This is a genomic window from Ruegeria sp. C8 (assembly GCF_056537565.1).
The window spans coordinates 180,829-193,493 of record NZ_JBQFRV010000002.1; the positions used below are offsets into that span (position 1 = coordinate 180,829).

The window sequence follows — 12,665 nt, forward strand, 5'->3', positions numbered from 1 at the left end:
GTTTTTCGGCAAACTACTCTTTTACCGCTACAACTTCCAGAGAAGGATGGCCGGGTCTACTCAACGATTTTCAACTGTGGCTCTGGGGTCGCGTCGTCGGACAGCGTGACCTGATAGGGATCATCAGCCCTCAGCATCATGTCGACAGCGCGGCGCAGCAATTGCCGACGTCCGCGTCTGGAGTAGTAGCCGCCCGGAACCTGACTGGTTTCCAGCAGAAAGCGCCGATAGAGTTGGTAAGCTTCGATATCGCGTTTTTCTGGGTTGGCGAAGAAACGACTAACCTCCTGTTGCGACACAAGTTCCGGCTTGTCATAGACCGCACGACCAAAAATCCGCAGGGGGATGCCACGCCACAACACCTGCTGCCCGGCGGTCGAGTTAATGGTCACGGCCGAGTTGGCGTCGTCCAGCAGTTTCGCCAATTTGCCGCCGGGGACGTAATGCACCCGGCCCTTGATCCCGAAACTGATCGCAAGAGTCCGAACACGTCGGCGGAGGGGTTCACGGTGGTTCTCAAGCGGATGCTCCTTGATGACCAGATGATGATGTGCAGGGGCGCCTTTGGCGAAGCCCTCCATCATTTGTTCTAAAAAAGCGCACATTCCCGAATAGTCTGAATGGGATTGGACCGAGCTGTCATGACCCAATTGCAACAGCACAAGGTGATACGGAAAGGCCCCGCTACGTACCCGCGCCGTTGCCAGACTTCGTTGCAGCCGGTGGAAAGGCATTAGCATAAGGCGTTTGAAATACAGGCGAAACTCTTTCGAGACCGTCAGTGCGCGGTGCGGTCTGAAATTGCGATAGCGCCCGTTCAGAAACAGCACGAACCAGTGATAAAGCGCGCCGTAGAAAATGTGTTGACGCATGTCACCCCAGTGAGACGGCGGCGGTGGTGATTGCGCGCCCGAATGCGACAGTGCCTGCGCCATCTGGTCCAGATCCAGAGACATCAGCCGCGAGTTGCCGTTTGAGCCGCCCCGCTCATAGGTGACCCACCATGGGCGCAGGTAGCCTTCCTCGAACACGTGCACAGTTATGCCTCGTGACTTGGCGATCCTGACGGCGTTGGCGTGAATCGGGCGGGTGTCACCGTATAGAACGATGTCTGTCACCTGTTTCTCGGCAATCAGCGCCAGCAGCACCTCGGGCCAGTGTTCTGGCGCGCCGCGATAGGGGATGTAGCTTTTCCTGTCGAACCAGAACGCCTGATCGCCCGCGTTGAAGCCAACGCGCCATGTTTGCGCCCCCGAGGCCCGTAGCATCCGGCCCAACGCGTTGAAAAACGGGCCATGCGGGCCTTGCAGGAACAGAAAGACCCGAGGGTCAGCGTGTTGTTCTGGGTGGTGCATCTGCGCGATTTAGCCAATATTCTTGTCGAAACTATGCCCGCCTTAGGATTTCTCGGCAAGGTTGGGCTTGCCGGGCGGCGCGGATCAGCTTACCTCGGCTCTGATAGTCTGAGACAGGGTAGAACGCGAGGGTTGACGGAATGTTTACAGGGATCGTGACCGATATCGGAACAGTGACCGAGCTGGACCAGCAAGGCGACCTGCGTGCGCGTATCCAGACGAGCTATGACACGGCCTCGATTGACATTGGCGCATCGATTGCAAGCGATGGCGTTTGTCTGACCGTGATTGCGCTGGGCGATGATTGGTATGACGTTCAGATCAGCGCCGAGACCGTCTCGAAAACCAACCTGAACAGCTGGGCGTTGGGCAAGCGTGTCAACCTTGAGCGGGCGTTGAAAGTTGGTGACGAACTGGGCGGTCACATCGTATCGGGACATGTGGATGGCGTCGCCGAAGTTGTCGATGTGCGCGACGAAGGCGACAGCACCCGCGTGACCTTGCGCGCGCCCAAGGATTTGGCGCGTTTCATTGCGCCCAAGGGCTCGGTTGCTTTGAATGGGACGTCTCTGACGGTGAATGATGTAGAGGGCTGCGATTTCGGCATCAACTTCATCCCTCACACCAAAGAGGTCACCACATGGGGAGATGTCGCCGTCGGGGATCGGGTGAATCTGGAAATCGACACTCTGGCCCGTTACGTCGCCCGCCTGGCCGAGACCGTCTGAGCGTTAGAATACGTCGCGTCTGAGCCAGCTCAGGCCGTTTGTGCTCTGGCTTTTGGATGCGGGGTGGTCTATCCCGCCTTGCAGAAATGCTCTTGTGAAAGGCTGCCCCATGAGCTTTGAAACCCCCGGCCCGGTCGAGGCCCAGCTGCGCGATGCGATCAGCCCGATCGAGGACATCATCGAAGAGGCCCGCGCAGGCCGGATGTATATCCTCGTTGATCACGAGGATCGCGAAAACGAAGGCGATCTGGTCATTGCCGCAGAATTTGCCGATGCCGAGGCGATCAATTTCATGGCTACCCATGGGCGCGGCTTGATCTGCCTGCCGATGACGGCTGAACGGGTCGAAGCACTGGCCCTGCCGATGATGGCGGTGAACAACTCTTCCCGCCATGAGACGGCGTTCACGGTTTCGATCGAAGCGCGTGAGGGCGTGTCGACCGGTATTTCCGCCGCAGATCGCGCGCTGACCGTTGCAACTGCGATCAATGAACAGAACACGATGGCCCATATTGCAACACCGGGTCACATCTTCCCCTTGCGCGCCAAGCGGGGTGGGGTGCTGGTCCGCGCAGGCCACACTGAGGCTGCCGTGGATATCTCACGCCTGGCCGGGTTGAACCCCTCGGGCGTGATCTGTGAGATCATGAAGCCCGACGGCACCATGGCCCGTCTGCCCGATCTGGTCGAGTTCGCCAAAACCCATGACATGAAGATCGGTACGATCAGCGACCTGATCACCTATCGCTCGCGCAATGACAACCTCGTGGTCGAAACCTCGCGCGAGATGGTTTCGTCGGAATACGGCGGCGAATGGGAAATGCGCCTGTTCACCGATCAGCTTCACGGCATCGAACATGTCGTCATGATCAAAGGCGACATCACCACGCCCGAGCCTGTCCTGACCCGCACCCACGCGCTGCACGAAGCGCCGGATATCTTGGGCCTCGGTCCGAAGTCCTCTCGTGAATTGCCACGCGCAATGGAGAAGATCGCGGAAGAGGGCCGGGGGGTCGTCTGTCTGTTCCGCCAGCCGCGCAACTCTCTCTATGCAGCCGAAGATGAAGGCCCGCGGACCATCAAGCAAACCGGTCTGGGATCTCAGATCCTGTCCAAACTGGGCATTCAAGAGCTGGTCCTGCTGACCGACTCGCCCGAAACCGTATATCTGGGGTTGGACGCGTTTGGGCTTTCCATCGTTGGCACCCGTCCGATCCTGAAGGAAGACTAATCATGGCTGAGCAAGACAAACATGGCATTTTGCCGACACCCAGCTTCGACAAGCCGGTGAAGTTGCTGATCGTCGCGGCGCCTTTCTACCGCGCGATTGCCGACAACCTGATTGCAGGTGCGAAGGCCGAGATCGAAGCAGCTGGCGGCAACTGCGAAGTCGTCGAAGTTCCCGGCGCGTTGGAGATTCCGACCGCCATCGCTATGGCCGACCGTCAGTGCGACTTCGACGGCTATGTTGCGCTGGGCTGTGTCATTCGCGGCGAGACCACGCACTATGAAACCGTCTGCAACGACTCCAGCCGTGCGATCCAATTGATGGGGCTGCAGGGGCTTTGCATCGGCAACGGCATCCTGACCGTCGAGAATGACGATCAGGCCGAAGTCCGTGCCAACCCGGAAAAGATGAATAAAGGTGGCGGAGCAGCTGCTGCGGCCTTGCATCTGATCGCGCTCAGCCGTAAGTGGGGCTCTTCCAAAAAGGGCGTGGGCTTTAAGCCGCCGTCCGAGTCCATCCTTGTGGCGGGCGACAGCAACGGATCCACGACAGCATGACCCAGACAGACGCGCCGAAACCGGCCAACCAGAAACGCCTGATGAAATCCGCCGCTCGGCTTTATGCCGTTCAGGCGCTGTTCCAGATGGAGCAATCAGGGCAGACGACCGAATCGGTCGTGAATGAGTTTCTGGATCACCGGTTCGGCGCCGTCTATGAGGGCGAAGAAATGTTGGACGGCGACATCAGCGTCTTTCGGTCGCTGGTCGACAATGCGGTGAACTATCAGGCACCGATCGACCAGATGACCGACCGTGCTCTGGTCGCCAAATGGCCGATCTCACGCATCGACCCAACCCTGCGAGCGCTGTTCCGTGCCGCCGGGGCCGAGCTGACCCAAAGCGACACGCCGCCCAAAGTGGTCATCACCGAGTTCGTTGACGTTGCACGCGCCTTCTTCCCTGAAGGCAAAGAGCCGAAATTCGTCAACGCCGTGCTGGATCACATGGCCCGTGAGGCACAGCCCGAGGCATTCTGACGCCTTTACTCGAACCAAACATGCGCTAACCTGAATGTCATAGCGCAATGAGGTTCGCCATGCCCAAACTGATCCGCCTGTATATCACGCAAGTCGCCTGGGGTTTCGTTATCTCGGCCGTGTTTGTAGGGGTGCTTCTAGCATTTAACGTGGCAAACCTCCGTCATTTGATCACCAGTTCGGAAATCGGTCTGGTCGCGCTTGTGATGATCTGGTTCATGAACGGGATCGTATTTGCCGGTGTTCAGTTCGGCTACAAGATCATGAGCATGGCAGAAAAACCTGGCGGCCCACGTCGCGGCTCGCCTGTGGTCGACAGCTTCAAGCCGGCATTGGCCAAGCAGGAAGCGCGCGCAGAGCGCTGAATTTCATGGAAAATGTGGCGGGACCACCAGTCAACCGTGCGGTGTGATTCCCGAGGACCTGTATGTACAGGTGGGCGCCAGGTAATCAGGCCAGGACCTGAACAGAGCCAGCCCCCTCGGAATTGCTTAAGGCCACCAGAATGCTACCAGTCACAAGAAGGGCAGAACCCGCCAAGCGCCTACGTAGGGCGTCCGGCGGGTTTACACAAGGGGTCAGGCGTCAACAGTTTCGTGCAGCGCCGTGCGCATCTTGCCGAAATGCTCATCCCAGCCGTTGTCGAGCGCAAGGATCAGGCCGAACGCATCCGCACCCTGAGGCAAACCTTCATGTTGAAGGCTAAGCTTTGTACCGCCTGCGACAGGGGTCAGAGTCCATTTGACTAGACTGACCGCGTCTCCCATTGGCTTCACAGTGAATGTGTATTCAAGATATTCAGGTGCACGTGCTTCCCGTACCTCGCCCCAGATCAGCAGGTCGCTGCTGGTGGTCCCGAACATTTGCAGTTTGCTTCCTTTGGTCAACGTGCGATCCGGTTTGTGAAACCACTCTGCCAGCCGTTCGGGCTCAGTCAGATAGGCCCAGACGATATCTGGATCGGCCCGTAGAAAAATCGTCTTTTGCAATACGGCATTCGTCATTCTTTATTCCTTTCAATAGCTTCCTTAAGAGAGTTGAGGCGGTCGTCCCAGAACTGGTCAAAGTAGCTGAGCCAATCCAAGACAGGGGCCATGCCCTGTGGTTCAATTCGGTTGATGCGTTCTCTGCCGCGGGCTTCCACCGTAATCAGCCCACCATCAGACAAGACCGTCAGGTGCTTTTTGACGGCAGCCCTCGTCATGTCGAACCGGTTCGTCAACTGCCCGATCGTCATGTCCTGAGAGGCAAGCAGTTTGATGATGTCCCGACGGGTTGGGTCTGCCAGCGCACGAAACGCGTTTTGGGTAAGAGTTTGCATTTGTCGCCTCGGTAAAGATACCACTTGGTATCATATTAATGAGATACCATATGGTATCATGTCAAGTGTTGAGCGAAGACTTTACTTTTGTTCACTAATTGTTCACATTCTCAGCATGACACTGGATTTACAGCCTGGACAGAAACTTGCGCGCGGCGTCGCGCGCCATCTCACCGCCCACGGTTTTGTTTCCGTTGAAGAATTTGTGCCGACGCGCGGGCTGCGTGTTGATGTCATGGGGTTGGGTCCAAAGGGCGAGCTTTGGGTGATCGAGTGCAAATCCAGCCGTGCCGACTATCAGTCAGATGCGAAGTGGCAAGGCTATCTGGAGTGGTGCGATCGATTCTTTTGGGCCGTCGATACCGAGTTCCCAACGGACCTTTTACCTCAGGAAACCGGTCTGATTATCGCAGACGCCTACGATGCCGAGATCATTCGCATGGCACCCGAGGACAAGCTGCCTCCGGCCCGGCGTAAAAAGATGATCCAGAAATTCGCCACAGATGCTGCACGTCGATTGCAGGCGCTGCGCGACCCGCGGCTGTAACGCAGATCAGCCTTTGACGGCTAGGGCAGCTTGTGCGGCGGCACGCAGCTCATCTGCGATCTCTTCGGCTTCCTCGGGATCGAAATCCATCGGAATCTCGAGGCCGTCGGCCTCGATAAACAGACGCACCATACCCTGATCGGTAGGGCCGATCTGAAGGTTGGCCTGAATGTCGCGTTCGGTGTTGATACCCATACTCGCCTCCGGGATCTGAGCGTTCCTGCTAGCGCGCACGGGGTTGAGAATCAAGCCGCCTTTGCGCTCTGATAAGGTATGGAGACTGTAAGCGTTAGACCCTTTCAGCCCCAGGATGCGACTTGGTTGGTTGAGCGTCATGGAACCCTCTATGCCCGCGATGAGGGGTTTGATGACAGCTTCGCCCCGCTGGTCGCGCGCATTCTGGATGGATTTATTGCCGATCATGACCCCTCGTGCGAGAGGGGTTGGATCGCCGAGGCAGAGGGCCAAAGACTGGGGAGCATCTTCTGTGTCAAACTCGACGTGCAGACCGCAAAACTGCGCCTGTTCCTTCTGGTGCCTGAGGCGCGCGGTCTGGGGCTGGGAAAGCGGCTTCTTGGCACTTGTATGGGATTTGCCAAGGCAGCGGGATACCAGCAAATGCAGCTCTGGACCCATGAAAGCCACAAGGCCGCCTGCGCCTTGTACCGGTCCACGGGATGGCAGCTGGTGGAAAGCAAGCCGGTGTATTCTTTCGGCGTCGATCTCGTCGAACAAAGCTGGAAAATTCGGCTTTAATCCTCTTGCATTCCCGTGGCGTGTTCGGTACATCGCCCCTCACAAGTGCCGCCTTAGCTCAGTTGGTTAGAGCGCTGGATTGTGGATCCAGAGGTCCCCTGTTCAAGCCAGGGAGGCGGTACCATTTCCCAAATTTTCGAACAAAAAACCGCGCTGTAAGCGCGGCGTAGAGTGCTTGATTTTGATGCTCAGGCGCGCTGGAGATCAGCGCGCCAGGTTAACGCGCAACTTCATTTTGCTTTTCCGGGCGGCGGGCAGGTGCCTGTTCAGTCGCTTGTTGACCAGTCCAAAGCCCCAGATGATGACCAGCGTCAGCAGGATGAAATAGAAGGCCAGAATCGGATAGGGGATGAACGGGTTGAAGGTCTTGTCCGCGAAATAGCTGGCGTAATACAGGGCGTCTCCGCGCTGCTGCCAGGCCGGGAAAGCCGAGAAAAAGACCAGCGTTGTCGCGTGGAACAGAAAGATCGCCTCGTTAGTGTAGGCGGGCCAAGCCAGTCGCAGCATGGTCGGCCAGACAATCCGGCGGAAGCGGGCCCAGCCGGTCATGCCATAGGCATCTGCGGCCTCGATATCACCCTTGGGGATTGAGCGAAGGGCGCCATAGAAGATCTCACCCGTATACGCGGCTGTGTTGAGGAACAGTACGATCAGCGCCCCCAACCAGGCTGACGTCAGGGCGTCGAACATCGGATAGGGCTTCTTCAGCGACAGGAAGAAGAAATAGGCAAAGAAGAACTGGATGAACAGCGGAGAACCTCGGAACAGAAAGATGAACCATTCCGAAGGTTTGCGCAGCCATTTGTTCGGAGAGGCTTTGCCGACGGCCAGCGCAGTGGCCAGAAAGAAGCCAGTCGCAAGGGCCATGATGCCGAAATAGACATTCCAGATCATACCCGAGCCGATCAGCGTGAACTGTTCGCACAGGGTAAAGTCTGATTTGGGTAGCAGGCGTTCGCCAAGGCCGACAGAGCGCAGGGCGTAGTCCTGGATCGTCTGGATGCAGCTCATGCCGTCGTCTCCTTGCGCAGCAGCTCTCCGCCGGATGTGGCCTGACCGTGGGACAGGCGGCGCATCAGCTTTTCAAGCACAATTTCCGAGACGCGGGTCATGCCGAGGTAGAAGATCAGCAGGAACAGGAAATACCACATGCGCCAGTCGCCATGGGGGTAATCGGTGAAGCGCGAAGTTTTGGTGCCACCCAACTCACGCGCCCAATAGACAATGTCTTCGATGCCCAGCAGGAACAGAAGCGGGGTGGCCTTGATCAGCACCATCCACAGGTTGGACAGGCCGGGCAGAGCGTAGACCCACATTTGCGGTACAAGAATGCGCCAGAACGTTTGGCGGCGGGTCATGCCATAGGCCTCGGCCGTTTCAAGCTGAGCATGTGGCACGGCGCGCATACCGCCGAACAGAACGTTGGCCGCGAATGCGCCAAAGACGATGGAAAAGGTGACAACGGCCAGAAAGAACCCATAGGTCTCGTGAACCCATTCCGGGGCGCTGCCCAAAGGCAGTTTGGCGGCCTGACAGACGATGAAGTCATTGCCTTGACGGACCGGATCCGTCCATTCGGGACACATGACCTGGTGGCGCGTCCACTCAAAGGCCTGATCCAGAGCGATCACAAAAAACAGGAAAAATGCGATGTCCGGAACGCCGCGCACGATGGCGATGTAACCTTTGCCCAGCCAGCTGAGCGGCGCGACATGTGACCTGGCTGCCATCGCGCCCGCAAAGCCAAAGCTCAGCGCGACCGGAGCGGTCACGGCCAGCAGGCCAAGTACCTTGAGGAAGGACAGGTAGAACGACCAATGCACGCCGTTGGTCAAATAGCAGGAAAACCAGCGGAATGTGCCCAGCGTGTCGGGATCAGCGCAATAGGAAAACATGTGGCGTCTTTCGAACGTCAACTCCGGCGCGAGGCCGGGGCAGGTTCGGCACCTTCAAGACGCCGAACCTTTTAGTGCAGATCAGTTGGAAACGACAGAACCGTCGGCGTTGTAGGTCGGAACGCCTTCGCCGAACCATTTGACGATCAGTTCGTTCAGCGAACCATCCGCTTTCATCGAAGTGATCGCTTCGTCGAACTTGCCGCGCAGTTCGCCGTCGGATTCACGGATACCCAGGCCGATACCGCCGCCCAACGGAACGTCATCGCCTACGAAGACCAGCTCACCAGCCGATTCTTCGACGATCGGCACAAGGAAGTCCTTGTCGGCAAACACGGCGTCTGCTTCACCGTTGCGCACGGCTGCGATGGTTTCTTCGGGGGTCGCGAACTCGACCAGAGTCGCGCCGGACTCAGCTACGTGACCCGCTTGAATGGTTGCAGTCTGAGCCGCAACGATGCCGCCGCCTACGTCAACTCCGTCCGATGCGCCAACATAGGCCGACGCCGCAGGAGGGAAGTAGTTTTGAGTGAAATCAATCACTTCATCGCGCTCATCGGTGATCGACATACCTGCGATGATGGTGTCGTAGTTACCCGAGACCAGGTTCGGAATGATCGAGTCCCAGTCGTTCTTGACCCACTCGCATTCCAGGTTTGCGCGCTTGCACAGCTCGTCGCCCACTTCACGCTCGAACCCGTCGATTTCGCCGGCATCATTGATGAAGTTGTACGGAGGATAGGCGCCCTCGGTGCCCATGCGGACGGTGTCGGCCATGGCGATACCGGTGGTCAGCGCCAGTGCTGCGGTGGACAGAATCAGGTTTTTCATTGGTTACTCCCCAGTTTGGTTCTGTTTCTGAAACTTATGCCGCCTGAGTGGCGGAAAGAAAGCCCCGAAGCCGTTCGGATTCAGGCGCGGTAAAGATATCCTCGGCGCTGCCTTCCTCTTCGATCCGGCCTTGATGCAGGAACACCACGTGGCTTGAGATATCGGCGGCCATCTTCATGTCATGGGTCACGATGATCATCGTCCGGCCTTCGGCGGCGAGATCCTTGATCACCTTGATCACTTCCTGCTCCAGCTCGGGGTCGAGTGCCGAGGTGGGTTCGTCGAACAGCAGCGCTTCGGGTTCCATGCACAGGCCGCGCGCGATGGCCGCGCGCTGTTGCTGACCACCGGACAGTTGCGCAGGGAAGACATCGCATTTGTCGCCGATGCCGACCTTTTCCAGATATTTGCGCGCGCTGTCTTCCACTTCGGCCTTGTCACGGCCCAAAACGGTCACCGGGGCCTCCATGACATTTTGCAAAATGGTCATATGTGCCCACAGATTGAATTGCTGGAACACCATGGAAAGATTGGTACGAATGCGCAGAACCTGTTTGGGATCGGCAGGTCGGCGGGCGCTGCCCGAGCCGCTCCATTTGACAGGTTCACCCTTGAACGTGATCTCCCCCTGCTGGCTGTCTTCCAGAAGGTTGCAGCACCGAAGCAAGGTGGATTTGCCCGAGCCAGAGGACCCGATGAGCGAGACCACATCGCCACGTCTCGCAGTGATATCCACGCCCTTGAGCACCTCGAGATTACCGAAGCTTTTGTGAAGGTCCTTGATCTCGATTACGGCAGAGGCGTCTGTCACGGAAGCTCCAGTCATGAGTGGTGTTGGTGCGGTAATAGGGCGGAAAATCCGGCGCAATGCAATGCGCAAAACACAGATTCGAGCGGGGAATCAATCAAAATGACCAAAGGTCGTGATCAAATTGGTTAGCTGCTGCGCAACTGTGCTTCGGGCGAAGGCGCAGTTGGAATGGCGAGGTACGCGCTTGCGGGAATTTTGATCAACCCACGGATGCGCAGATTGCCTCGATCCTCATCCGTCAGTTCATCAATGGCGGCCTGAACCGCGGCTGCGATCCGAGGCGCATCCTGCGATTTCGACGTGATATAGGGCAGTCCGGGGGTCGGTTCGGTTTTGGCAACGTCGCGCAATGCGTCTCCCAGATCGGTATTCGCCTTCAGAAGCTCCCAGGTCAGCGCATCGAGCGCGGCGAAATCGCTCATGCCCTCGGCCACGGCTTGGGCCGAATTGGCATGCGCTCCGGTTTGCTGCAGGTGTTTCTGTGCAAGCCCCATTCGGGACAAATGGGTGATCGGCGCGGACCAGCCGGATTGAGAGAGGGGTTCGTTATAGGCAAAGACTCCGTCCGTCAGCTCCGCCAGACTGCGCGGATCATCGGCGCGGGCGACAAAGACGGATCTGTAGTAACCTGCGGGGCAGCCGGGCAGACCATAGTCCGGCGTGCCGATCAGTTGCACCGCGTCATGAAGCTGCGTTCGGTAGGGCATGCCGCAGGTTTGGGCAAAGATCAGATCGGGATCGCGCCAAATTGCCCAGAAATCGCGCGACCGCTCCAGACTGGCGGGACCGAACCCCAAATGCGTCCTGATCAGATCCCAGAAGCGATTATTGGAGGCGCGCAGGGCGGGCATGTCATACATGCCCAGCATCGCTGTCACGCTTTGGCTGCCTTCTGACGGGCGAGGGCTGAATCCACATCGCTGACACCCAATAGGCTGACGACAAGGCGCAGCAGCGAATCCTCCTCGCCAGTCCTTTGCCCATCTGCGAGGGCGACCGACCACATGGCCTGCACAACGGCTAGGCGGTCATCGTAGGCGACGGCCTCTTTGATGGCGCGGGTGAAGCGGACGGTGTCGGGGGCCTCGGCCTCAAGGTCTTCGGCGCGGGCGCGCAGGCCAGCGGCCTCAAAAGGCGACAGTCCATAGCGTTCTACCGAGACCTTGTCGATTCGGGCCATTTCCGAGTCGGCGTAGTCATTGTCGGACCGGGCGATGCGTACCAAAAGCGCCGTCAGCGCTAGGCGGGCGTCATCTTCGGCCAGAGGGTCGGGGTCAGGCTGTGTCAGCCGGGACAGAAAATCACGAAACATGAGACAGATATAGAGGCAGGTTAGTGAGCTTCCAAGCGGCTTTGCACGCGTTCACGGGCGGATTTGCTGTCGTTGAAGCTGAGTCCCATCGCCATGCGGGCCTCTTCAACGATCTTGATCTCACCCTCATCCGTGTCACCATCGGCCAACACAACCTCCCACAGCGCGTCCAGCGCGGCGAGGCGTTCGTTCAGGTCGGTGGTTTCGCGGATCAACTTGCCAAACGTGTCGGTTTCCGGTGCAGCTGCGTGCAGTTTCTCGCAGGTGGCGCGGACTTTGGCGGCCTCGATCGCGTTGTGCTGATAGAGGCGGGCCAGAATGCGATCAATCAGGCTGATCTCTTCCAGTTTGTAGTCCCGGTCCGCTTGCGCAACACGCACCATCAACGCACCCAGCGCCAGTTCAGCGTCGGGGTCGGGCAGGTGTTCTGTCTGTGGCGGTCGAAACGCTTGGAAGAATTTTTTCAACATGAGGCCAATCTAATCCATATTTTGTGGCGCGCCAAGTTGAGACTACCCGTCATAGCCCTCAATGATCACAAGATCGCCGAGAGAGACAGGATCGCGCAGTGCTTTGGCCTTTTGGTAGCCTTCGCTTTCGTAACAGGCGAGAGCCTGTTCGTAGCTGGGAAACTCGATCACGACCGTTCGTGCCCGTGCTGCGCCCTCTCTGACCTCGCGTGAGCCGCCGCGCACCAGAAAGCGGGCGCCATAGGTGGAGAAAGGTTCTGCATTCGCTGCGATATAGTTCTTGTATGTCTCCATATCGTCGACATCGACATGGGCCACCCAGTAGCCTTTGCTCATGCAGCTCTCCCGTATCGGTTTAGCGCAAGGTGCGAAGTT

The 12,665-nt window shown here is 58.1% G+C and carries 19 protein-coding genes and 1 tRNA gene; 8 read left to right on the forward strand and 12 right to left on the reverse strand.

The features are described from left to right. Window positions 1-56: 56 nt before the first annotated feature. Complete coding sequence (locus ACR0KL_RS04485) at window positions 57-1,355, reverse strand: capsular biosynthesis protein (protein ID WP_170677524.1); 1,299 nt, start codon at window positions 1,353-1,355, stop codon at window positions 57-59. A gap of 140 nt (window positions 1,356-1,495) precedes the next feature. Here ACR0KL_RS04485 and ACR0KL_RS04490 point away from each other — a divergent pair, with 140 nt between their 5' ends. The 5 genes from ACR0KL_RS04490 to ACR0KL_RS04510 all read left to right on the forward strand — a co-directional run bounded on the left by ACR0KL_RS04490 (window position 1,496) and on the right by ACR0KL_RS04510 (window position 4,712). Next, window positions 1,496-2,083 carry a riboflavin synthase gene (locus tag ACR0KL_RS04490; protein ID WP_170551668.1) on the forward strand — a complete coding sequence of 196 codons (588 nt, stop codon included), beginning with the start codon at window positions 1,496-1,498 and terminating at the stop codon, window positions 2,081-2,083. Window positions 2,084-2,192: 109 nt separating this feature from the next. After that, window positions 2,193-3,314, forward strand: a complete 1,122-nt coding sequence (ribB, locus tag ACR0KL_RS04495; RefSeq protein WP_170665386.1) for a 3,4-dihydroxy-2-butanone-4-phosphate synthase — start codon at window positions 2,193-2,195, stop codon at window positions 3,312-3,314. 2 nt (window positions 3,315-3,316) lie between these two features. Next, window positions 3,317-3,868 (forward strand): 6,7-dimethyl-8-ribityllumazine synthase, encoded by a 552-nt coding sequence (locus ACR0KL_RS04500; protein WP_170376267.1) that lies wholly within the window; start codon window positions 3,317-3,319, stop codon window positions 3,866-3,868. Then, complete coding sequence (gene nusB, locus ACR0KL_RS04505; protein WP_170677528.1) at window positions 3,865-4,347, forward strand: transcription antitermination factor NusB; 483 nt, start codon at window positions 3,865-3,867, stop codon at window positions 4,345-4,347. The genes ACR0KL_RS04500 and nusB overlap by 4 nt, the downstream gene beginning before the upstream one ends. Window positions 4,348-4,406: 59 nt before the next feature. Next, window positions 4,407-4,712 carry a hypothetical protein gene (locus tag ACR0KL_RS04510; RefSeq protein ID WP_170470220.1) on the forward strand — a complete coding sequence of 102 codons (306 nt, stop codon included), beginning with the start codon at window positions 4,407-4,409 and terminating at the stop codon, window positions 4,710-4,712. A 213-nt stretch (window positions 4,713-4,925) separates the two neighbouring features. On the opposite strand, the gene ACR0KL_RS04515 is transcribed toward ACR0KL_RS04510, so the two are convergent. Continuing rightward, window positions 4,926-5,351: an SRPBCC family protein gene (locus ACR0KL_RS04515; protein ID WP_170677530.1), complete on the reverse strand. Its 426-nt coding sequence runs from the start codon at window positions 5,349-5,351 to the stop codon at window positions 4,926-4,928. Then, window positions 5,348-5,668 carry an ArsR/SmtB family transcription factor gene (locus tag ACR0KL_RS04520; RefSeq protein WP_170677532.1) on the reverse strand — a complete coding sequence of 107 codons (321 nt, stop codon included), beginning with the start codon at window positions 5,666-5,668 and terminating at the stop codon, window positions 5,348-5,350. The genes ACR0KL_RS04515 and ACR0KL_RS04520 overlap by 4 nt, the downstream gene beginning before the upstream one ends. Before the next feature lie 115 nt (window positions 5,669-5,783). Between ACR0KL_RS04520 and ACR0KL_RS04525 the strand changes: the two genes are divergently transcribed. After that, window positions 5,784-6,215 carry an MmcB family DNA repair protein gene (locus ACR0KL_RS04525; protein ID WP_480539517.1) on the forward strand — a complete coding sequence of 144 codons (432 nt, stop codon included), beginning with the start codon at window positions 5,784-5,786 and terminating at the stop codon, window positions 6,213-6,215. A gap of 6 nt (window positions 6,216-6,221) precedes the next feature. Here the strand turns inward: ACR0KL_RS04525 and ACR0KL_RS04530 are convergent, their stop codons facing one another. Beyond that, complete coding sequence (locus tag ACR0KL_RS04530; RefSeq protein WP_170376278.1) at window positions 6,222-6,410, reverse strand: DUF6324 family protein; 189 nt, start codon at window positions 6,408-6,410, stop codon at window positions 6,222-6,224. Window positions 6,411-6,488: 78 nt separating this feature from the next. Here ACR0KL_RS04530 and ACR0KL_RS04535 point away from each other — a divergent pair, with 78 nt between their 5' ends. Then, complete coding sequence (locus tag ACR0KL_RS04535; protein WP_480776673.1) at window positions 6,489-6,971, forward strand: GNAT family N-acetyltransferase; 483 nt, start codon at window positions 6,489-6,491, stop codon at window positions 6,969-6,971. Between the two features lie 47 nt (window positions 6,972-7,018). Then, window positions 7,019-7,095 (forward strand) — tRNA-His (locus ACR0KL_RS04540). 80 nt (window positions 7,096-7,175) lie between these two features. Here the strand turns inward: ACR0KL_RS04540 and ACR0KL_RS04545 are convergent. The 8 genes from ACR0KL_RS04545 to ACR0KL_RS04580 form a co-directional block, all read right to left on the reverse strand. Next, on the reverse strand, window positions 7,176-7,982 hold the full coding sequence (locus ACR0KL_RS04545; RefSeq protein ID WP_480776674.1) for an ABC transporter permease: 807 nt from the start codon (window positions 7,980-7,982) through the stop codon (window positions 7,176-7,178). After that, window positions 7,979-8,866, reverse strand: a complete 888-nt coding sequence (locus ACR0KL_RS04550) for an ABC transporter permease (protein WP_170376284.1) — start codon at window positions 8,864-8,866, stop codon at window positions 7,979-7,981. Before ACR0KL_RS04550 ends, ACR0KL_RS04545 begins: the two co-directional genes overlap by 4 nt. A gap of 81 nt (window positions 8,867-8,947) precedes the next feature. Next, the gene (locus ACR0KL_RS04555) at window positions 8,948-9,697 is read right to left on the reverse strand and encodes a transporter substrate-binding domain-containing protein (protein WP_170677538.1); all 750 of its coding nucleotides are present in this window, start codon (window positions 9,695-9,697) and stop codon (window positions 8,948-8,950) included. A gap of 34 nt (window positions 9,698-9,731) precedes the next feature. Further along, window positions 9,732-10,508, reverse strand: coding sequence for an ABC transporter ATP-binding protein (locus ACR0KL_RS04560; RefSeq protein WP_480554594.1), 777 nt, complete (start codon window positions 10,506-10,508; stop codon window positions 9,732-9,734). Between the two features lie 125 nt (window positions 10,509-10,633). Continuing rightward, entirely contained in the window at window positions 10,634-11,377 is a 744-nt protein-coding gene (locus ACR0KL_RS04565; protein ID WP_170677849.1) for a PhnD/SsuA/transferrin family substrate-binding protein, read from the reverse strand. A 5-nt stretch (window positions 11,378-11,382) separates the two neighbouring features. Beyond that, entirely contained in the window at window positions 11,383-11,820 is a 438-nt protein-coding gene (locus ACR0KL_RS04570) for a tellurite resistance TerB family protein (RefSeq protein ID WP_170487737.1), read from the reverse strand. 20 nt (window positions 11,821-11,840) lie between these two features. After that, window positions 11,841-12,290 (reverse strand): tellurite resistance TerB family protein, encoded by a 450-nt coding sequence (locus ACR0KL_RS04575; RefSeq protein ID WP_170470193.1) that lies wholly within the window; start codon window positions 12,288-12,290, stop codon window positions 11,841-11,843. Between the two features lie 42 nt (window positions 12,291-12,332). Beyond that, the gene (locus ACR0KL_RS04580) at window positions 12,333-12,626 is read right to left on the reverse strand and encodes a DUF1330 domain-containing protein (RefSeq protein ID WP_170677542.1); all 294 of its coding nucleotides are present in this window, start codon (window positions 12,624-12,626) and stop codon (window positions 12,333-12,335) included. Window positions 12,627-12,665: the final 39 nt, after the last annotated feature.

Excerpts from the sequence above, each read along its gene's own strand:
- ACR0KL_RS04545 (WP_480776674.1), bottom strand. The coding sequence starts at position 7,982 with ATGAGCTGCATCCAGACGATCCAGGACTACGCCCTGCGCTCTGTCGGC.
- ACR0KL_RS04565 (WP_170677849.1), bottom strand. The coding sequence starts at position 11,377 with ATGCTGGGCATGTATGACATGCCCGCCCTGCGCGCCTCCAATAATCGC.
- ACR0KL_RS04515 (WP_170677530.1), bottom strand. The coding sequence starts at position 5,351 with ATGACGAATGCCGTATTGCAAAAGACGATTTTTCTACGGGCCGATCCA.
- ACR0KL_RS04500 (WP_170376267.1), top strand. The coding sequence starts at position 3,317 with ATGGCTGAGCAAGACAAACATGGCATTTTGCCGACACCCAGCTTCGAC.
- ribB (WP_170665386.1), top strand. The coding sequence starts at position 2,193 with ATGAGCTTTGAAACCCCCGGCCCGGTCGAGGCCCAGCTGCGCGATGCG.
- ACR0KL_RS04490 (WP_170551668.1), top strand. The coding sequence starts at position 1,496 with ATGTTTACAGGGATCGTGACCGATATCGGAACAGTGACCGAGCTGGAC.
- ACR0KL_RS04580 (WP_170677542.1), bottom strand. The coding sequence starts at position 12,626 with ATGAGCAAAGGCTACTGGGTGGCCCATGTCGATGTCGACGATATGGAG.
- ACR0KL_RS04520 (WP_170677532.1), bottom strand. The coding sequence starts at position 5,668 with ATGCAAACTCTTACCCAAAACGCGTTTCGTGCGCTGGCAGACCCAACC.
- nusB (WP_170677528.1), top strand. The coding sequence starts at position 3,865 with ATGACCCAGACAGACGCGCCGAAACCGGCCAACCAGAAACGCCTGATG.
- ACR0KL_RS04485 (WP_170677524.1), bottom strand. The coding sequence starts at position 1,355 with ATGCACCACCCAGAACAACACGCTGACCCTCGGGTCTTTCTGTTCCTG.
- ACR0KL_RS04510 (WP_170470220.1), top strand. The coding sequence starts at position 4,407 with ATGCCCAAACTGATCCGCCTGTATATCACGCAAGTCGCCTGGGGTTTC.
- ACR0KL_RS04530 (WP_170376278.1), bottom strand. The coding sequence starts at position 6,410 with ATGGGTATCAACACCGAACGCGACATTCAGGCCAACCTTCAGATCGGC.
- ACR0KL_RS04550 (WP_170376284.1), bottom strand. The coding sequence starts at position 8,866 with ATGTTTTCCTATTGCGCTGATCCCGACACGCTGGGCACATTCCGCTGG.
- ACR0KL_RS04525 (WP_480539517.1), top strand. The coding sequence starts at position 5,784 with ATGACACTGGATTTACAGCCTGGACAGAAACTTGCGCGCGGCGTCGCG.
- ACR0KL_RS04555 (WP_170677538.1), bottom strand. The coding sequence starts at position 9,697 with ATGAAAAACCTGATTCTGTCCACCGCAGCACTGGCGCTGACCACCGGT.
- ACR0KL_RS04535 (WP_480776673.1), top strand. The coding sequence starts at position 6,489 with ATGGAGACTGTAAGCGTTAGACCCTTTCAGCCCCAGGATGCGACTTGG.
- ACR0KL_RS04570 (WP_170487737.1), bottom strand. The coding sequence starts at position 11,820 with ATGTTTCGTGATTTTCTGTCCCGGCTGACACAGCCTGACCCCGACCCT.
- ACR0KL_RS04575 (WP_170470193.1), bottom strand. The coding sequence starts at position 12,290 with ATGTTGAAAAAATTCTTCCAAGCGTTTCGACCGCCACAGACAGAACAC.